Annotated in this window: 20 protein-coding genes and 1 tRNA gene; 7 read left to right on the top strand and 14 right to left on the bottom strand. The window is 60.0% G+C overall.

All coding sequences use genetic code 11. The features are described 5' to 3' along the window. Nucleotides 1-22: 22 nt before the first annotated feature. The 10 genes from rplL to ACOQOQ_RS01880 all read right to left on the bottom strand — a co-directional run bounded on the left by rplL (nucleotide 23) and on the right by ACOQOQ_RS01880 (nucleotide 7,002). Nucleotides 23-400: a 50S ribosomal protein L7/L12 gene (rplL, locus tag ACOQOQ_RS01835; RefSeq protein WP_420568455.1), complete on the bottom strand. Its 378-nt coding sequence runs from the start codon at nucleotides 398-400 to the stop codon at nucleotides 23-25. Nucleotides 401-472: 72 nt separating this feature from the next. Continuing rightward, the gene (rplJ, locus tag ACOQOQ_RS01840; RefSeq protein WP_420568456.1) at nucleotides 473-991 is read right to left on the bottom strand and encodes a 50S ribosomal protein L10; all 519 of its coding nucleotides are present in this window, start codon (nucleotides 989-991) and stop codon (nucleotides 473-475) included. Nucleotides 992-1,477: 486 nt separating this feature from the next. Beyond that, complete coding sequence (gene rplA / locus ACOQOQ_RS01845; protein ID WP_420568457.1) at nucleotides 1,478-2,176, bottom strand: 50S ribosomal protein L1; 699 nt, start codon at nucleotides 2,174-2,176, stop codon at nucleotides 1,478-1,480. A 1-nt stretch (nucleotide 2,177) separates the two neighbouring features. After that, nucleotides 2,178-2,627 carry a 50S ribosomal protein L11 gene (rplK, locus tag ACOQOQ_RS01850; protein WP_420568458.1) on the bottom strand — a complete coding sequence of 150 codons (450 nt, stop codon included), beginning with the start codon at nucleotides 2,625-2,627 and terminating at the stop codon, nucleotides 2,178-2,180. A gap of 101 nt (nucleotides 2,628-2,728) precedes the next feature. Beyond that, nucleotides 2,729-3,262, bottom strand: a complete 534-nt coding sequence (gene nusG / locus ACOQOQ_RS01855) for a transcription termination/antitermination protein NusG (RefSeq protein WP_420568459.1) — start codon at nucleotides 3,260-3,262, stop codon at nucleotides 2,729-2,731. A gap of 198 nt (nucleotides 3,263-3,460) precedes the next feature. Further along, the gene (gene secE / locus ACOQOQ_RS01860; RefSeq protein WP_420568460.1) at nucleotides 3,461-3,658 is read right to left on the bottom strand and encodes a preprotein translocase subunit SecE; all 198 of its coding nucleotides are present in this window, start codon (nucleotides 3,656-3,658) and stop codon (nucleotides 3,461-3,463) included. Between the two features lie 153 nt (nucleotides 3,659-3,811). After that, nucleotides 3,812-3,887 (bottom strand) — tRNA-Trp (locus tag ACOQOQ_RS01865). 95 nt (nucleotides 3,888-3,982) lie between these two features. After that, a complete protein-coding gene (locus ACOQOQ_RS01870) occupies nucleotides 3,983-4,969 on the bottom strand; it encodes a zinc transporter ZntB (protein ID WP_420568461.1) in 987 nt (328 codons plus the stop codon). A 132-nt stretch (nucleotides 4,970-5,101) separates the two neighbouring features. After that, a complete protein-coding gene (gene tuf, locus ACOQOQ_RS01875; RefSeq protein ID WP_420568450.1) occupies nucleotides 5,102-6,277 on the bottom strand; it encodes an elongation factor Tu in 1,176 nt (391 codons plus the stop codon). Nucleotides 6,278-6,429: 152 nt separating this feature from the next. Then, nucleotides 6,430-7,002, bottom strand: a complete 573-nt coding sequence (locus tag ACOQOQ_RS01880; RefSeq protein WP_420568462.1) for a hypothetical protein — start codon at nucleotides 7,000-7,002, stop codon at nucleotides 6,430-6,432. 122 nt (nucleotides 7,003-7,124) lie between these two features. On the opposite strand from ACOQOQ_RS01880, the gene ACOQOQ_RS01885 reads away from it, so the two are divergent. Further along, the gene (locus ACOQOQ_RS01885) at nucleotides 7,125-8,480 is read left to right on the top strand and encodes a cytochrome P450 (RefSeq protein ID WP_420568463.1); all 1,356 of its coding nucleotides are present in this window, start codon (nucleotides 7,125-7,127) and stop codon (nucleotides 8,478-8,480) included. 73 nt (nucleotides 8,481-8,553) lie between these two features. Here ACOQOQ_RS01885 and ACOQOQ_RS01890 read toward each other — a convergent pair whose 3' ends face one another. Continuing rightward, nucleotides 8,554-10,896 (bottom strand): DNA topoisomerase IV subunit A, encoded by a 2,343-nt coding sequence (locus tag ACOQOQ_RS01890; RefSeq protein ID WP_420568464.1) that lies wholly within the window; start codon nucleotides 10,894-10,896, stop codon nucleotides 8,554-8,556. A 197-nt stretch (nucleotides 10,897-11,093) separates the two neighbouring features. Between ACOQOQ_RS01890 and ACOQOQ_RS01895 the strand changes: the two genes are divergently transcribed. From ACOQOQ_RS01895 to ACOQOQ_RS01920, 6 genes are all read left to right on the top strand, one after another. Then, nucleotides 11,094-11,534: a hypothetical protein gene (locus ACOQOQ_RS01895; RefSeq protein WP_420568465.1), complete on the top strand. Its 441-nt coding sequence runs from the start codon at nucleotides 11,094-11,096 to the stop codon at nucleotides 11,532-11,534. 142 nt (nucleotides 11,535-11,676) lie between these two features. Further along, nucleotides 11,677-12,507 carry an SDR family NAD(P)-dependent oxidoreductase gene (locus tag ACOQOQ_RS01900; RefSeq protein ID WP_420568466.1) on the top strand — a complete coding sequence of 277 codons (831 nt, stop codon included), beginning with the start codon at nucleotides 11,677-11,679 and terminating at the stop codon, nucleotides 12,505-12,507. Nucleotides 12,508-12,582: 75 nt separating this feature from the next. Beyond that, nucleotides 12,583-12,786 carry a twin transmembrane helix small protein gene (locus ACOQOQ_RS01905; RefSeq protein ID WP_420568467.1) on the top strand — a complete coding sequence of 68 codons (204 nt, stop codon included), beginning with the start codon at nucleotides 12,583-12,585 and terminating at the stop codon, nucleotides 12,784-12,786. A gap of 1 nt (nucleotide 12,787) precedes the next feature. Further along, complete coding sequence (locus tag ACOQOQ_RS01910) at nucleotides 12,788-13,360, top strand: cob(I)yrinic acid a,c-diamide adenosyltransferase (RefSeq protein WP_420568468.1); 573 nt, start codon at nucleotides 12,788-12,790, stop codon at nucleotides 13,358-13,360. A 267-nt stretch (nucleotides 13,361-13,627) separates the two neighbouring features. Then, the gene (locus ACOQOQ_RS01915; protein WP_420566854.1) at nucleotides 13,628-14,386 is read left to right on the top strand and encodes an electron transfer flavoprotein subunit beta/FixA family protein; all 759 of its coding nucleotides are present in this window, start codon (nucleotides 13,628-13,630) and stop codon (nucleotides 14,384-14,386) included. Beyond that, nucleotides 14,386-15,309: an FAD-binding protein gene (locus tag ACOQOQ_RS01920; protein WP_420568469.1), complete on the top strand. Its 924-nt coding sequence runs from the start codon at nucleotides 14,386-14,388 to the stop codon at nucleotides 15,307-15,309. Before ACOQOQ_RS01915 ends, ACOQOQ_RS01920 begins: the two co-directional genes overlap by 1 nt. 45 nt (nucleotides 15,310-15,354) lie before the next feature. On the opposite strand, the gene ACOQOQ_RS01925 is transcribed toward ACOQOQ_RS01920, so the two are convergent. From ACOQOQ_RS01925 to groES, 3 genes are all read right to left on the bottom strand, one after another. Continuing rightward, nucleotides 15,355-16,197, bottom strand: a complete 843-nt coding sequence (locus tag ACOQOQ_RS01925; RefSeq protein ID WP_420568470.1) for a DMT family transporter — start codon at nucleotides 16,195-16,197, stop codon at nucleotides 15,355-15,357. An 83-nt stretch (nucleotides 16,198-16,280) separates the two neighbouring features. After that, entirely contained in the window at nucleotides 16,281-17,927 is a 1,647-nt protein-coding gene (gene groL, locus ACOQOQ_RS01930; protein WP_420568471.1) for a chaperonin GroEL, read from the bottom strand. 38 nt (nucleotides 17,928-17,965) lie between these two features. Beyond that, on the bottom strand, nucleotides 17,966-18,253 hold the full coding sequence (gene groES / locus ACOQOQ_RS01935) for a co-chaperone GroES (RefSeq protein WP_420568472.1): 288 nt from the start codon (nucleotides 18,251-18,253) through the stop codon (nucleotides 17,966-17,968). Nucleotides 18,254-18,354: the final 101 nt, after the last annotated feature.

Here is an 18,354-nt window from a genome sequence, read left to right on the forward strand (position 1 = left end):
ATCCGGGTTGCCCCGGCGTTTATTACTTCAGTTCGACCTTGGCGCCAGCTGCTTCCAGCTTGCCTTTGATCTCTTCTGCTTCGTCTTTCGAAACCTGCTCTTTGACGGCTTTGCCGCCGGCTTCGACCAGCTCTTTGGCTTCTTTCAGGCCCAGGCCGGTGATGCCGCGGACTTCTTTGATGACGTTGATTTTCGAAGCGCCAGCTTCCAGCAGGATGACGTCGAATTCAGTCTTCTCTTCTTCAGCTGCGCCACCGGCGTCAGCAGCACCTGCGACCATGACGGCGCCGCCAGCGGCGGGCTCGATGCCGTACTCGTCTTTCAGGATGGTTTTCAGTTCTTGTGCTTCCAGCAGGGTCAGACCAACGATCTCTTCTGCCAGTTTTTTCAGATCAGCCATTTTAGACTCTTTCCGTTTGTAGGTATGTGTTCCAACGTGAAGGTTTTGACCCCACGCAGATCAAAAGGTTGCTTACGCCGCCTCTGCCTTTTCCTCGATGGTAGACAGAATGGAGGCGATGTTCGAAGCAGGTGCGCCAATGGCGCCGGCGATGTTCGAGGCCGGTGCGCCGATACAACCAACGATCGAGGCAATAAGCTCCTCGCGCGAAGGCATTTTCGACACGGCCGTGACACCAGCACGGTCCAGAGCGTTCTCACCCATTGCGCCACCAAGAATTTCAAAATTCTTGTTATCCTTGGCGAAGTCCTCGGCCACCTTGGCTGCTGCCACGGGGTCCTCGGAATAGGTTAGAACGGTCATACCCGTCAGCAGGTCTGCAATGCTTGCGCAGGGCTTTCCGTCGAGGGCGATCTTGGCGAGCCTGTTCTTGGCGACACGTACGGCACCGCCCGCATCACGCATGCGTGCGCGCAGGTCCTGCATCTCGGCAACCGTGAGACCTGCGTAATGGGCTACGACCACAACGCCAGAGCTGTCAAAGATCTGGCCGAGTTCCTCGACCACCTTCTCTTTTTGGGCTCTATCCACAGTTTTACTCCAAATTTGGGGGTTGCCCCCCGGCTCAGTTGAGCCGGCCTTGCGACCGGCAGCTATGTCCGACTACGGGGCAATGCCAAGACCACCCGAGGTTACCCGCGGCTAATCCGGTTTTTCCCGTCTCAGGCAGGAAATTAAGAAAGGACACTCCTCTCACCCACCGTCTTGGACGAATGCAAAACAGCGCACGACGAATCGCACGCTGATCAGCGAGAGTTTAACTAAGGGCAAATCGCACCTTCCGCAAGGGGGCGAAGCCACTTCCCTTGACAAAAAGCAAACAGGCCGTGCGTACCTTTGCGGGGCTCCGCCCTGTCGGCGCGGTGATGTGGTCCGCGCGGTTTGACTGGGGGATATTAGCACATGTTGGCATGTTTTTTCACGCTTTTTGTCTTTTGCCCGTCTCGGCCAGCCTTTGCGCAAACAAAAAGGCGCCCGCGAAGGGGCGCCTTTCCGTATTGGTGACAAGCGTCTCTCTTATTCAGAGGTGACGCTGCCCAGGTCGATCGAAACGCCCGGACCCATGGTCGAGGAGATCGCGACTTTTTTCATGTAGGCGCCTTTGGCACCTGCAGGCTTGGCCTTGGCTACGGCGCTTACGAACGCTTTGACGTTTTCGACCAGCTTGGCTTCGTCGAACGAGGCTTTGCCGACACCTGCGTGCACAACACCGGCTTTTTCAGCCTTGAACTGCACTTCGCCGCCTTTGGCTGCTTCCACGGCTGCTTTCACATCCATGGTCACGGTGCCAACTTTGGGGTTCGGCATCAGGTTGCGCGGGCCCAGGATCTTACCCAGACGGCCAACGACGGGCATCATGTCCGGGGTTGCGATGCAACGATCGAATTCAATGGTGCCGCCCTGGATGGTTTCCATCAGGTCCTCGGCACCCACGATGTCAGCGCCAGCGGCCTGAGCTTCTTCGGCTTTGGGGCCACGTGCGAACACAGCGACGCGAACAGTCTTGCCGGTGCCGTTGGGCAGCGAAACCACGCCGCGGACCATCTGGTCCGCGTGGCGGGGGTCAACACCCAGGTTCATTGCGATTTCGACGGTTTCGTCGAACTTGGCGGTGGCGTTTGCCTTGACCAGTGCGACAGCATCTTCGACCGAGACGTCGGTTTTGCCAGCAAATGCTTCACGAGCAGCGGCGGTGCGTTTTCCGAGTTTTGCCATCTTACTTCACCTCAATGCCCATGGAGCGGGCCGAGCCCAAGATGATCTGCATTGCGCCTTCAACGTCGTTGGCGTTCAGGTCTTTCATTTTCGCTTCTGCGATTTCTTTGACCTGAGCGGCGGTCACGGTAGCGACCACTTCACGACCGGGGTTTTCAGCACCACGGGGACGGTTACGCTTGCCGACGGGCTTCAGACCAGCAGCTTTCTTCAGGTAGTAAGACGCTGGGGGCGTCTTGATGTCCATGGTGAAGGACTTGTCCTGATAGTAGTTGATGATGGTCGGGCACGGGGCGCCGTTTTCCATTTCCTGCGTTTTGGCGTTGAACGCCTTGCAGAATTCCATGATGTTAATGCCACGCTGACCCAGGGCAGGACCCACGGGCGGCGACGGGTTTGCTTGACCTGCAGGGATCTGCAGCTTCAGCGTACCAACCAGTTTCTTGGCCATTTGGCCTCTCCTTTTTCCAACGCCCTTGGAACGCGTTCCTTAGGCTCTCAGTTGTGTGGTCCGGCCGGACGCGCGCGCCCGGATCCTCCCACGGTTCAGGCTCAGGTCTGTTTGGTGACCTGAGTGAATTCCAGTTCGACCGGGGTTTCCCGGCCAAAGATCGAAACCGACACCTTCAGGCGCTGGTTGTCGTCGTCGACTTCTTCGATCATGCCATCGAAATCTTCGAACGGGCCGTCGTTGACCTTCACCTTCTCACCAACTTCGAAGTTGATCAGGGTGCGCGGGGCTTCTTCGCCTTCCTGCACGCGGTTCAGGATCTGGTTTACCTCGGCGTCGCGCATCGGCATCGGGCGCCCCTGCGGGCCCAGGAAACCAGTGACGCGGTTGATCGAGCTGATCAGGTGATAGCCCTGATCCGACATCTCCATGCGCACCAGCACATAGCCGGGCATGAAGCGGCGCTCGGTCGTGATTTTCTTGCCGCGACGCACTTCGATCACTTCTTCGGTGGGGACCAGCACTTCTTCGATCTGGTCTTCCAGACCGTTTTCGATGACAGCGGTCCTGATCTGCTCGGCAATTTTCTTCTCGAAGTTCGAGAGAACGCTCACCGAGTACCAACGCTTTGCCATGACGATTCAGTCCTTGCATCCCAAGGCCACAGAGGGCCAAATTCTTAATCCAGTCAGGCGGTTGCCCGCCCCTGTCCGAAACAAAAAATCGGCGTGCAACACGAATCGCCGCACGCCATGGATCGGATCAGGCCTGTCACCTACCGCCACGGGCTGAATTAATCAACCCTAGCCGCGTTGTTACAGGGCTTTTTCCTGTCAGCCGAACAGCGACAGCAGACCGCGCAGACCGCCGCGGATCAGCATGTCGACCAGTGCAAAGAACACGGCCGTCAACGAGGCCATGACGAACACCATCACGGTGGTCAGCAGAACCTCTCGGCGGGTCGGCCAGACGACCTTGCCCACTTCCGAACGGGTTTGCTGAATGAATTGTAGCGGGTTTGTACGTGCCATGTTTTCGCATCTTTATCTGATCAGATTGCTGCGTCACATACGCCCCATGCCGCAGGAATTCAAGCCCTGCGCGCGGGCGGCAACCTTTGAAGGCGTGGAAATCCGAGAACCGGCCAGAAGGTTTCGGGCGATCGGATCGGTGTGAAAGAGAAATGGCAGGGGCACCAGGGTTCGAACCCGGGACCTACGGTTTTGGAGACCGTCGCTCTACCAGCTGAGCTATACCCCTAAAGTGGGTGGACTGTTACGGAATCGCAGAAGGGATTTCAAGAGCGAAAACCGCCCGATCCTAGGAAATCCGGGTAGAGTTTCCGCGACGGGTCGCTAACCGCCCCGTCCAATCCAGCGCAGGCGCCAGAACAACAGCAACTGCAACATCACCAACACCCCCATGGCCCCGCACAGCCACCAGAACGCATCCTGGTCCTGCAGCCCCGGCAGCCCGGCCACGTTCACGCCGAACAGTCCGGTCAGAAACCCTAGGGGCAGAAAAACCACGCTTAGCAAAGACAGAACAAACATGTTGCGGTTCAGCCGGTCGGACAAATGGCCAGACAGTTCCTCACGCAGGATCATCGCCTGATCGCGCAGCTCGTCCATGTCCTCGACGACGCGGGTCATCTTGACGTGCTCTTCCTGGATTTCGCGGCGAGTGGTCTTATCAATCAGGTCCAAAGGCGCCGCGATGATCGAGGCCAGCGCGTCCCGTTGCGGGCCCATGTAACGGCGCGCCGCAATAATCTGCAGCCTCATATCTACCACCTGCCGGCGCAGGGCCTCGCCCCCGTGCGCGATGACCTTGTGCTCCAGCTCTTCGGCATTTGCATCCAGCTCGCTTTGAAACCGGGCGATGTTCTGCGTCAGATGTTCGACCAGATGAACAAGAAAGGCCCCCGCGGTTTCAGGGCCGCCGCCGGCCCCCAGGGCGCGGCTGATGTTTTCGATCGCCCGCACCCGCCGACGCGAGATCGTCACGATTCGATGCGCGTCGACCCACATCCTGACTGAGACCATGTCCTCGGGGTCTTCCCCCTCGTTGAGGTTGATCTCGCGCAGGATCAGCATCATGCCGCTGCCCAAAACATTCATACGCGGGCGGGTGTCCGCATCCAAAAGCGCCTCAATCGCCTGCGGGTCAAGGTAATCCAGATGCTCTGCGATCCATGTGTCGACACCGTGGCCGGTCCCATCCAGGTGGACCCAGGCAGGCGCATCAGCGCGCAAGGTCTGCACCAGGACATCCTCGGACTGCACAGGTCCGCGGTCGTCCCCCTGCAAAGCGAAAGCATAGGTCACAAAGGAAGGTTCCATCGGGGGCTCCGGTCTGATTGGCGCGATCAGGATACAGACCAAACCGGCACCATCAAGCCTCTGCAATTCCCCGTGGCATGCAAAAAGGGCCGCTCTTTTGAGCGGCCCTTCTTTAAGTCGATGTGATCAGGATCACTCGATGATTTTCGAGACAACACCCGAACCGACGGTGCGGCCACCTTCGCGGATGGCGAAGCGCAGGCCTTCTTCCATCGCGATCGGGCAGATCAGCTCGGCCGACAGTTTCAGGTTGTCGCCGGGCATCACCATCTCGGTGCCCTCGGGCAGGATGCAGGTGCCGGTCACGTCCGTGGTACGGAAGTAGAACTGCGGACGGTAGTTCGCGAAGAACGGAGTGTGACGGCCGCCTTCTTCCTTGGTCAGGATGTAGACCTCGGCTTCGAACTTGGTGTGCGGGTTCACCGAACCGGGGGCACACAGAACCTGGCCACGCTCAACCGACTCGCGGTCGATGCCGCGCAGCAGGGCGCCGATGTTGTCGCCGGCTTCGCCGCGATCCAGCAGCTTGCGGAACATTTCAACACCGGTACAGGTGGTTTTGGTGGTGTCTTTGATGCCGACGATTTCAATCTCGTCACCAACGTTGATCACGCCACGCTCCACACGGCCGGTCACAACAGTACCACGGCCCGAGATCGAGAACACGTCTTCGATCGGCATCAGGAACGGCTGGTCGATGGCACGCTCGGGCTCGGGGATGTACGAATCAACGGCTTCCATCAGTTCGCGGATCTTGTTCTCGCCGATTTCCGGGTCACGGCCTTCCATTGCGGCCAGGGCCGAACCTGCGATGATCGGGATATCGTCACCGGGGAAGTCGTATTCGGACAGCAGCTCGCGGATTTCCATTTCCACCAGCTCCAGCAGCTCTTCGTCGTCAACCTGGTCAACTTTGTTCATGAACACGACCAGAGCAGGCACACCAACCTGACGCGCCAACAGGATGTGCTCGCGGGTCTGGGGCATCGGGCCGTCGGCTGCGTTCACAACCAGGATACCGCCGTCCATCTGCGCCGCACCGGTGATCATGTTCTTCACATAGTCAGCGTGGCCGGGGCAGTCGACGTGCGCGTAGTGACGCGCGTCGGTCTCGTATTCCACGTGCGCGGTCGAGATGGTGATACCGCGGGCTTTCTCTTCGGGCGCGCCATCAATCTGGTCATACGCTTTGAAGTCACCAAAATACTTGGTGATCGCTGCAGTCAGAGTGGTCTTACCGTGGTCAACGTGACCAATGGTGCCGATGTTAACGTGCGGTTTGCTACGCTCAAACTTTTCCTTTGCCATCTTATGGCGCCTCGCATTTGGGGGCCCCATTGGCCCGGTTTGATCTTCGGAGGCCGATTTATTGGTTTGAGAAGCGGAAATCAAGCCTTGGTTACTGCTGCAAACCCAGTGATTTCACGCGCTTTGGACCGGTTTGGCCCAGCGCGGCGGAATCAGCCCTGATCCAAGGCCTCATCCGCAGGCCGGGACGGCGCAAACCAGCCCTCTTCGGCGTGCATTCTAACCAGGAATTCCTCGACCTGTTTGGCCGCATTGCGTGACAGGTTCAACATTTGCTCTTCCTTGCTTTGCGTCAGACCCGATCCAACGAAGCTTTTGCCCGAAAAGCTCTCCAACACCGTAATTTGCTGCGGTTTTTCATTCAGCTTGGCGCCCGCCTTGTCATCCCAGACGGTCAAATTGATGATCAACACCGATTTCGGAGACGCAACGACCGGAATACCGGGCTGCGCCAGAACGAATCCCTCGACCGAGATGCCGAAGTGAACCAGCCTTTCGCCTTCGTAGCGCCCGAACCGCTCGGCCATGGCCTCGGTCAACGAGGCCACCCATTCTTCCGCAGAGGCATCGCGCGAGACCGGCCCCTTGGTCGCTTTCGGCGCCACCACGATATTGTGCCCCAGCTTGAACGCGCCCAGATCAACAGGCGGCTGATCCAGATCGTTCGGGTTCGCGCAGGCGCTTAGCCCAAGAAGCAGAAAAATCACGGCAAGGAAACGCAGCATTGGGAACTCCGGCAGTCAGGTTGACTTGGGATACTGTATGGGACCACGCAGCGCAATCTTGCAGGCGGCACTTTGCCTGCGCGCGCCCTGCCCTATAGTCTTCACCACGATCGGAGAAGACCATGCCCAATCCAACACCCACTCCCGTGCGCGTCCCGCTGGTGACTGAACCGATGGGAATTTTCGGCAGCCTGGCCGCGGCCCGGCGCAACATTCTGTCGATTATCCCCGAAATCGCCACCCGTCAGCCCATGGTCAGCGGCAAGACCGGCAAACGCTGGCACATGGTAATGGACCCCGAGGCGCTGAAACGGGTGCTCATTGAAAAGCTGGATGACTACCCCAAGTCTGACGTCACCAAGAACCTGCTGCGTCCCGCGATTGGCGAGTCACTGTTCGTCGCCGAGGGCGCGCACTGGCGCTGGCAAAGGCGCGCGGCGGCCCCTGTCTTTTCGCATCGCAACGTCACAAACCTGGGCCCGATCATGAGCGCCGCCGCCCAGAACGCCACCACTCGCATCACCTCGGCCATGCCGCGAGCCCTTAACATGTATGACGAAATGGTCCGCGCCACATTCGAGGTGATCAGCGACGTGACCTTCTCGGGTGATCAGGGGTTCGACCGCGCCGCTGTTCATGGCGCTATCGACCAGTATATCGCCGAGGCCGGCCGCGTCAGCCTTCTGGACATGATCGGCGCCCCAGCATGGTTTCCGCGACCCAACCGGCTCTTTGCCGGCCGCGCGGTGAAACAGATGAAGTCCATGGCCGACCAAGCCATCGAATCGCGCAAGGCCGCCCCCGCCGCCAAGGTTCCCGACCTTCTGGACCTGCTTCTGGCCGGCGAAGACCCAGATACCAAACGCGCCATGAACACAGCCGAGCTGCGCGACAACCTGCTTGCCTTCATCGTCGCCGGGCACGAAACCACGGCCCTGACCCTGTCCTGGGCGCTCTATCTTTGCGCCTTCGATCAAACCGTGCAGGATCGCGCCCGATCCGAGGCGCAATCGGTGCTCTCAGGCCGCACCGCCACCGCGCAGGACGTCGCCAGCCTGCCCTTCACCCGCATGATCATCGACGAGGCCCTGCGCCTCTATCCCCCCGCTGCGCTGGTCTCGCGCACCGCGCTAAAATCCGACACGCTTGGCGGGCGCGCAATTCGTCCGGGCGACACCGTGATCCTGCCGATCTATGCCCTGCACCGCAGCCATCAACTCTGGCCCGATCCCGACAGTTTCAACCCCGACCGCTTTGCCGATCGCAAGCAGATCCAGCGTTTCACCTACCTGCCCTTCGGGGACGGCCCGCGGATTTGCATTGGCGCAAGTTTCGCAATCCAGGAGGCGGTGATTATCCTCGCGACGCTTCTTTCCCGCTTCCACTTCACACCCGTTCCTGGCAAACAACCTGACCCGGTGATGATCCTTACACTACGCCCTCAAGGCGGCGTCTGGTTGCAAGCCGAACACGTCTGACCCACGCGACAACCCGAGGAAGAGGCCAAAGGCCGATGACGAGATATCCAGCGCGCGCTTCAGCGCGCACCGCTTAGCTGAACCTGAAATTGCGCGGGAACCCATAAGGTGGCTTCTTGCCAACTCCCGCGCGTTTGCCCAGCCACTCGGTCAAGTCCGGCTCGTGGCGGGTCTTGCCGCCACCCATCTCCCAACTCAGCCCCTCAGACCAGTTGAAAGTGGTGATGTCGCTTAGACCGCCGTCCAGCTCCAGCGTCCCTTGCCGCCCCCGCGCCATGTTGTATTTCTGCAGGCGCACGCCCTTGCCCCGCGCCATTTCCGGCAGTTCCGAAGTCGGGAAGACCAGGAATTTGCCGTTCAGGCTGACAATCGCCACGTGGTCCCCAGCGATGGGCCGGACCAGCTGCGCGCGCGCATCCTTGCCCACGTTCAGCACCTGTTTGCCCGTTCGGGTTTGCGCCAGGATTTCGTCCTCGTTCACGGCAAACCCATTGCCCTCGGAGGAGGCGACCAGCAGCTTCTGCCCTGGTTTGTGAATGAACAAATCGACGATCTCAGCCTCGTTCGGAAGATCCACCATCAGGCGCAGGGGCTCGCCCATGCCGCGCCCACCTGGCAGATTACTGGCCTGCACCGTGTAGAACCGTCCGGTCGAAGCAAAAACCAACAGTTTATCGGTGGTCTCCGCATGGAAGATAAAGCGCGGCCCGTCGCCGTCCTTGAACTTCAATTCGCGGTTCAGGTCGATATGGCCGGTCATCGCGCGGACCCAGCCCATTTGCGAGCAAACAACCGTGATCGGCTCGCGTTCGATCATCGCCTCCAGCGGGACCTCTTCGGCTTCGGTGGCTTCGGCGAATTGGCTCAGACGGCTGCCGCGTTCATAATCCTTGCCGAATTTCTTGCGGGTCTCGCGCAGTTCTTCGGCAATCCGGGCCCATTGCAGCCCTTCGTCGGCCAGCAGGTCCTCGAGGTTCGCGCGTTCCTCCATCAGGGCGTCGCGTTCCTTGACCAGCTCGATCTCTTCCAGACGGCGCAGACTGCGCAGACGCATGTTCAGGATCGCTTCGGCCTGAACCTCAGACAATTCACCTTCACCCGAGGCAGGCAACGGCGAGCGATAGTCCGCCTCGGTCGCGGCGCGCGCGTGTTTCACACCCCAGTTTTCAGCCATCAGCGCGGCCTTGGGATCATCATCGTATCGGATGATATCGATCACGCGATCCAGGTTCAGGAATGCGATGATGAAACCTTCCAGCACTTCCAGACGGTGATCAATCTTGTCCAGCCGGTGACGCGAGCGGCGTTGCAGCACGTCACGGCGGTGATCCAGAAAGGCGCGCAGCACTTCCTTGAGCGAGCAGACCTTGGGCGTAACCCCGTCGATAAGCACGTTCATGTTCAGGCTGAAACGGACCTCAAGATCAGTGTTGCGGAACAGCGCGCCCATCAACAGCTGCGGGTCCACGTTTTTCGACTTGGGTTCCAGGATCAGGCGGATGTCATCGGCGGATTCATCGCGCACATCGGCAAGGATCGGCACCTTCTTGGTCTGGATGACCTCGGCCAGTTTCTCGATCAGCTTGGATTTTTGCACCTGATAGGGAATCTCGGTGACGACGATCTGCCATTGGCCGCGGCCCAGATCCTCGATCTCCCATTTGCAGCGCAGGCGGAAACTGCCGCGCCCGGTGCGATAGGCCTTGGCGATATTTTCCTTGGGCTCGACGATCACACCGCCCGTTGGGAAATCCGGCCCCGGCACATATTGCAGCAGCGTGTCGTCGCGCGCATCGGGGGCCTTGATCAGATGCAGACAGGCGTTGCACAGCTCTTCGATATTGTGCGGCGGAATGTTCGTCGCCATCCCCACCGCGATCCCGCTGGACCCGTTGGCCAGAAGGTTCGGGAAGGCTGCAGGCAGCACAACCGGTTCGGTCAGCGTGCCATCGTAATTCTCGCGGTAATCGACGGCGTTTTCGTTCAGCCCCTCCAGCAAAGCCTCGGCGGCGGCGGTCATCCGCGCCTCGGTGTATCGGCTGGCAGCAGGGTTGTCCCCGTCGATATTTCCAAAGTTCCCCTGCCCGTCCACCAGCGGATAGCGCACCGCGAAATCCTGCGCCAGACGCGCCATCGCGTCATAGATCGCAGCATCACCATGCGGGTGATAGTTGCCCATCACGTCACCGCTGATTTTCGCGGATTTCCGGAACCCCCCGCTCGAAGTGAGTCGCAGCTCGCGCATGGCGTAAAGGATTCGCCGATGCACCGGTTTCAGCCCGTCACGCGCATCGGGCAAGGCCCGGTGCATGATCGTGCTCAGTGCATAGGTCAGGTAACGGTCACCAATGGCGCGGCGCAGCGGCTCGGCCAGTTCAGTGGGGTTCATGTTGGGGTCATCCAGCAGGTCGCTCATAAATGCTGTGTAGCGCCCAAAATCTGGCACGGCAAGCCGCAGCCCCGTTCTGGCGCGCGCGCGCCTTGTCCGTTCTGGATATGTTAACGCTGTTTTCCCGGCGGGGGAACAGTCTGCCGGCTTTCCCCATAAATGAATTCAACGGCTTGTGCTATGATGGCTGCATTCGTTTGAGTATTGGGTAAAGGGGATGCGCCATGTCGCGCTTTGTTTTTTTGTCGCTGCTTTTTCTTGGCCGGGGTTTTTACGAACTTAGCGGCGGCGCTGACTTCACCAAGGATCTGGAGGCCCGAAAACTGGCCGCCCTGCAACTGGAAGAAGATCGCGAACTGGCGGCGGCACAAGCCGCAGCAACCCGGCAAGCCGAAGCGGCCGAAGAGCGGGTCGTGACCGAGGTCATGGTCACCCGTGCCGCCTTTGATCCCACCGAGGTGCAGATCAAACCCGCAGCCCAGACACCTGCCGCAATCGCAACGATATCCGCGCAACCAGAACCGGCTGCAGATATCCGCCAGGTGCGTGGGTCTCGCGTCAATGTTCGAAACGGGCCCAGCACACGATACAATGTGATCCTGAAACTCACCCAAGGCACGCGCGTTGAAATCCTTCAGGACCCCGGCAATGTTGGGTCAAGCTGAAGGTCGAGGATACCGGCCGGATCGGCTGGATCGCCGCGCGTCTGCTGGAACAGGCCACCAGCTAAGCCCAGCGTTGCAACCTTGCGCGAATTCTCCTAGGCCAATGTCCGGAACGTGACCCGAGCAGGTTGAGGCCAGACAGATGCGCAAATCAATTCTTATCACCGGGTGTTCCTCGGGTATTGGCTATGACGTGGCGCACGGGTTGCACCGGGCCGGATGGCGCGTTTTTGCCACTTGCCGCCAGGAAAAGGACGTGCAACGGCTGCAAAACGAGGGGCTCGAAAGCTGCCAGCTGGATTATGGTGACGAGGACAGCATCGCCAGCGCACTGGATTGGGTGCTTGAGCAGACGGGCGGCACTTTGGACGCGCTTTACAACAACGGGGCCTTCGCATGCCCCGGCGCCGCCGAGGATCTGCCCCGCGCGGCGCTACGCGAGATTTTCGAAGTCAACGTGCTGGGCTATCACGACCTGACCCGCCGGGTGATCCCGGTGATGCGGGCGCAGGGGCATGGCTACATCATCAACTGCTCGTCCATTCTGGGGATCGTGGTGGCGCCTTGGCGATCGGCCTATAACGCCAGCAAATTCGCGCTTGAGGGCCTGACCGACACCCTGCGGATCGAAATGCGCGACACCAATATCAAGGTGGTGCTGCTGGAACCCGGCCCCGTGACCTCGCGCATCCGAGCCAACTCGGTTCCCTATTTCGAAAAATGGATCGACTGGCAAAACTCGCCCCGGGCCCAGCAATACCGCGATGCGCTGATCCCGCGTCTTTATGCCAAGAAAGAGGGTACGGACCTGTTCGAGCTGCCCCCCTCGGCAGTCACGCAAAAGCTGCTGCGAATTCTGAACAGTGACAACCCGCGGCCCAGATATTATGTCACCAAGGCCACCCATATCATGGGAGCCCTGCGGCGCATCCTGCCATCGCGCGCGCTGGACTGGATTCTGGCCAAAGGCTGACGCGACAATAACGAGGGTTCGCTTTTTCGTCCGATGCGACTACATCAGGGCTAAGTTATAAAAGGACCCATCCGGATGAAGGACGATCCCCTGTTCTATGTCGTTGCAATCGCCTGCCTGGCGGTCGTGGTGATTTTGATGACCGGCATTGGCGGCTTCGCCAAGGGCGGTGATTTCAACCGTAAATACGCGAACAAGATCATGCGCCTGCGCATTGTGGCTCAGTTCATTGCCGTGGCCATGATCCTGCTGTTTGTCTGGCTGCGCTCGGGGGGATGACATGGTTGTTCTGAACAAGATCTACACCCGGACCGGCGACAAGGGCGACACCGCCCTGGGCAACGGCGAACGCGTGGCCAAGAACTCGGCCCGCGTGAATGCATATGGCACCGTCGATGAAACCAACGCGACACTGGGCATGGCCCGGCTGCACGCGACCGGGGACCTGGACGCCGCACTGGAGCGCATTCAGAACGACCTGTTCGATCTTGGCGCGGACCTGTGCCGCCCCGACATGGCCAAGGACGCAAAGGCCGAGTACCCGCCCCTGCGCATCGCCGACACCCAGGTGGAACGCCTGGAAACCGAGATTGACGCGATGAATGCGGCCCTGTCGCCGCTGCGCAGTTTCATCCTGCCCGGCGGCTCGGCCCTTGCCGCGCATCTGCACCTGTGCCGCACAGTCTCTCGCAGGGCCGAGCGCCTGTCGGTCGAGTTAGCCCTGATCGAGGATGTGAACCCAGCGGCGGTGAAATACCTCAACCGGCTGAGCGACTGGATGTTCGTTGCCGCCCGCGTGGCAAATGACAACGGCGATACCGATGTGCTGTGGGTGCCGGGCGCAAACCGATAACCGGTCTTTCGCCTGGGGAATCAACGGCGCGCCGGGAAACGGCCGCCACCTTCAAACATTCATCCTTCTTAACCTCTTCGGCCCCGGCTGGATGAAATCGCCATTTTTGTAAGACATCTTACAATTTTTTTCGGTAAACGCGGCGTCCTTTAGCCAATTCAGGTCGATTTTGCTCTGTTTACTCGGCGAGCAAGAATATATCACATCCAAGAGCATTTCGTGGGGAGTCGTTTCGCGCGCCCCCACCATTGGAAGGAGACCGCGCAAATGAAGGTACTAGTACCTGTTAAACGCGTGATTGATTACAACGTTAAGGTTCGTGTTAAGGCGGACGGAAGCGGTGTCGATCTCGCGAATGTCAAGATGTCGATGAACCCGTTCGACGAGATTGCCGTTGAAGAGGCGATCCGTCTGAAAGAAGCAGGCAAGGCGGACGAGGTTATCGTCGTCTCGATCGGCGTGAAACAAGCGCAGGAGACGCTGCGCACTGCCCTGGCCATGGGCGCGGACCGGGCGATCCTGGTTGTTGCGGCTGATGACGTGCACCAGGACATCGAACCTCTGGCGGTTGCCAAGATCCTGAAGGGCGTGATCGACGAAGAGCAGCCCGGCCTGGTTCTTGCGGGCAAGCAGGCGATCGACAACGACATGAACGCGACCGGCCAGATGCTGGCGGCGCTGACGGGCTGGGGTCAGGCGACCTTTGCCTCTGAGGTGGAGATTGACGGCGATGCGGCCGTTGTGACCCGCGAAGTTGACGGCGGTCTTCAGACCATCAAGGTCAAGCTGCCGGCGATCGTGACCGCCGATTTGCGCCTGAACGAGCCGCGCTATGCCTCTTTGCCGAACATCATGAAGGCCAAGAAGAAGCCGCTGGACGAGAAAACCGCCGCCGATTACGGCGTCGACACCGCCCCGCGTCTGGAAATCGTCAAAACCGCCGAACCGTCGGAACGTCAAGCTGGCGAGATCGTCGGCTCGGTCGATGACCTGGTGGCCAAACTGAAAGAAAAGGGGGTCGTGTAATGGCTGTTCTTCTCCTTGCAGAAATCTCGGGCGGCGCGCTGGCGCTGGACGCCACCGCCAAGGCGGTTACCGCGGCCAAGGCCCTGGGCGATGTGACCGTCCTGGTTGCCGGCGCTGCAGCGGCTGCCGATGAGGCCGCCACCATTGATGGTGTGTCCAAGGTCCTGGTTGCCGATGACGCGGCCTATGCCAACGGCCTGGCCGAGCCTGTGGCCGACCTTCTGGTCAGCCTGGCAGGCAATTATGAACATATCGTTGCCCCCTCTACGGCATCGGCGAAAAACATCCTGCCGCGCGTCGCGGCGCTGCTGGACGTGATGGTTCTGTCGGATGTGACGGCGGTTGTGGACGGGTCGACCTTTGAACGCCCGATCTATGCCGGCAACGCGATGCAGACGGTTAAATCGAACGATTCCAAGAAGGTACTGACGGTTCGGACCTCGACCTTTGACGCGGCCGGCACCGGTGCTGCGGCCCCGGTCGAGGCGATTGCCGCCGCAGCCAACCCCGGCCTGAGCGAATGGGTCGAGGACAAGGTTGCCGAAAGCGACCGGCCCGAACTGACCTCGGCAGGCGTCGTTGTCTCGGGTGGTCGCGGCGTCGGCTCCGAGGAGAACTTCGCCCTGATCGAGGCCCTGGCTGACAAGCTGGGCGCCGCCGTTGGCGCCAGCCGCGCCGCAGTCGACAGCGGCTTTGCCCCGAACGACTGGCAGGTGGGCCAGACCGGCAAGGTCGTCGCCCCCGAGCTCTACATCGCCGTGGGCATCTCGGGCGCGATCCAGCACCTGGCCGGCATGAAAGACAGCAAGGTCATCGTCGCCATCAACAAGGACGAAGAAGCACCCATCTTCCAGGTCGCAGACTTCGGTCTGGTCGCTGACCTCTTCGACGCCGTCCCTGAACTGACCGAAAAACTGGGCTAACAAGCTCCCGATCCAATTCAAAAGGCCCGCCATCCGGTGGGCCTTTTATTTTGCCCGCAGCGACAGCCCCACCCCGCCCAACACGATCAGGGCCGCAATGACGAAGCGCAGGTCGGGCCATTCAGCAAGGAAGACGGCTCCGCCCGCGATAGCTATGACCGGAACCGAAAGCTGCGCAACCGCAGCACGCCCCGCGCCCAGGGCCGGGATCAGGCTGTACCACAGCGCATATCCCAACCCCGAGGTGATGGCGCCGGACAGGATCGCCAGAGCAACGCCCTCTGTGGTGAACTGAGAAATGTCGCTGACAGCTGGGCGTAAAAACCCCAACCCCAAACCGATTGGTGCGGCCAAAAGGAAATTAGCCGCGGTCGCCTGCAACGCGTCTGTCGCTTTGCGCCCCACCAGCGAGTAAACGCCCCAACCAACCCCCGCCAGCACCATCATGCTTGCGTGGAACAACGGGACCGAGACCTCCTCACGGGGCCACAAAAGCCAGACCAGCCCGGCAAAGGCCACCCCTGCCCCCAGCCAGCGCAAGGGCGGGATGGCCTCGCGGTTCAGTACCGCGCCGGCGAACATGGTGACTTGGACCATGCCGAACAGGATCAACGCACCCAAGCCTGCATCCAACATTACGTAAGCGATTGAAAAACCGTAGATATAGATGATCAAGGATAGCACCGACAGCACCCTACCGGGCCCTCGGATCTGCAGCCCCCGGCGCAGGATCAGGGCCAACACCGCCAGGGTCAACGCGCCCGCAAACAGCCGGATGGTACCGAAATGCAGCGGGTCCATGCCCGCCTTGTCCAGCCCCATTCGGTTCAGAACCGAGTTGGCGGCAAAGGCGATCATGGTTAGGGCGGTCAGAACGAACAACTTCATGCCGGGTAAAGTGGCACAGACTGCGTAAAAGAAAAGGGGCCGCCCGAAGGCGACCCCAAATTCATCCGACTGGATGGCGTGACTTACATCATGCCGCCCATGCCGCCCATGCCGCCCATGTCGGGCATGCCGCCAGCAGCGCCGCCTTCGGACGGCTTGTCAGCAACCATGGCTTCGGTAGTGATCAGCAGGCCAGCAACCGATGCCGCGTCTTCCAGAGCGGTACGGGTCACTTTGGCAGGATCGATCACACCGAACGAGAACATGTCGCCATATTCTTCGGTCTGAGCGTTGAAGCCGAAGGTGCTGTCATCGGACTCGCGTACTTTGCCAGCAACCACGGCGCCGTCGACACCAGCGTTTTCAGCGATCTGACGCAGCGGAGCTTCCAGAGCTTTGCGCACGATGGTGATACCAGCGTCCTGATCAGAGTTGGCGCCTTTGACACCTTCCAAGGCTTTGCCGGCCTGAACCAGGGCAACACCGCCACCGACGATCACGCCTTCCTGAACAGCAGCGCGGGTCGCGTTCAGAGCATCATCGACACGGTCTTTGCGCTCTTTCACTTCGACTTCGGTCATGCCGCCGACCTTGATCACGGCAACACCGCCAGCCAGTTTGGCCACGCGCTCTTGCAGTTTTTCACGGTCGTAGTCCGAGGTGGTTTCCTCGATCTGGGTGCGGATCTGGCCAACGCGGGCTTCGATCTCGGCTTTTTCACCGGCACCGTCGACGATGGTGGTTTCGTCTTTGGTGATGGTCACTTTCTTGGCGGAACCCAGCATGTCCATGGTCACCGATTCCAGCTTCATGCCCAGATCTTCGCTGATGACCTGACCGCCGGTCAGGATTGCGATGTCCTGCAGCATTGCCTTGCGGCGATCGCCGAAGCCCGGAGCCTTCACAGCAGCGATTTTCAGGCCGCCGCGCAGTTTGTTCACAACCAGGGTTGCCAGGGCTTCGCCCTCGACGTCCTCGGCAATGATCAGCAGGGGCTTTTGCGACTGGATGACTTGTTCCAGCAGGGGAACCATCGGCTGCAGCGACGAAAGTTTCTTTTCGTGCAGCAGGATCAGGCAGTCGTCCAGATCTGCGATCATTTTGTCAGGGTTGGTGACAAAGTAGGGCGACAGGTAGCCGCGGTCGAACTGCATGCCTTCGACGACATCGGTCTCGGTTTCCAGACCTTTGTTCTCTTCGACGGTGATCACGCCTTCGTTGCCGACTTTCTGCATCGCGTCAGCGATCTGCTGGCCGATTTCGGCTTCGCCGTTGGCCGAGATGGTGCCGACCTGGGCAACTTCTGCCGAGTCTTTCACTTCGCGGGCCATGTCTTTGATCGACTGAACGACGGTGGCGGTTGCCACGTCGATGCCGCGCTTCAGGTCCATCGGGTTCAGGCCAGCTGCGACCTGCTTCAGACCTTCGCGAACGATGGCCTGGGCCAGAACGGTCGCGGTGGTGGTGCCGTCACCAGCTTCGTCATTGGTGCGCGAGGCCACTTCTTTGACCATCTGGGCGCCCATGTTTTCGAACTTGTCTTCCAGTTCGATCTCTTTTGCGACCGACACACCGTCCTTTGTGATGCGGGGCGCACCAAAGGATTTGTCCAAGACCACGTTACGGCCTTTGGGGCCCAGGGTCACTTTCACGGCGTCAGCCAGAATGTTCACGCCGCGCAGCATCGCGTTGCGGGCGTCGGTTCCGAACTTTACGTCCTTAGCAGCCATTGTGCTTGCTCCTGTTTCTTAAATTCTGTCGTCGACGATCAGGACAGGGTGCCCATGATGTCGGATTCTTTCATGATCAGCAGCTCTTCACCGTCGATGGTGATTTCGGTGCCGGACCATTTACCGAACAGGATGCGGTCGCCTTCTTTGACGTCCATGGAGATGCGATCACCATCTTCGTCACGCGCGCCTGCGCCAACGGCGACAACCAAGCCTTCCGCCGGCTTTTCTTTGGCGCTGTCGGGGATGATCAGCCCACCTGCGGTTTTTTCTTCGCTTTCAACGCGGCGTACCAGCACGCGGTCGTGTAGCGGTTTAAATGCCATCTCTGAGACTCCTAAGCTCAAAGTTTCCCTCTGGCCTCCTCCTCATGAAGCGAGGCCGTTAGCACTCACCATTGTCGAGTGCTAACGGCGGCATAGTTAGG

The sequence above is a fragment of the Thalassovita sp. genome (assembly GCF_965218685.1).
Taxonomy (GTDB): Bacteria; Pseudomonadota; Alphaproteobacteria; order Rhodobacterales; family Rhodobacteraceae; genus Thalassobius.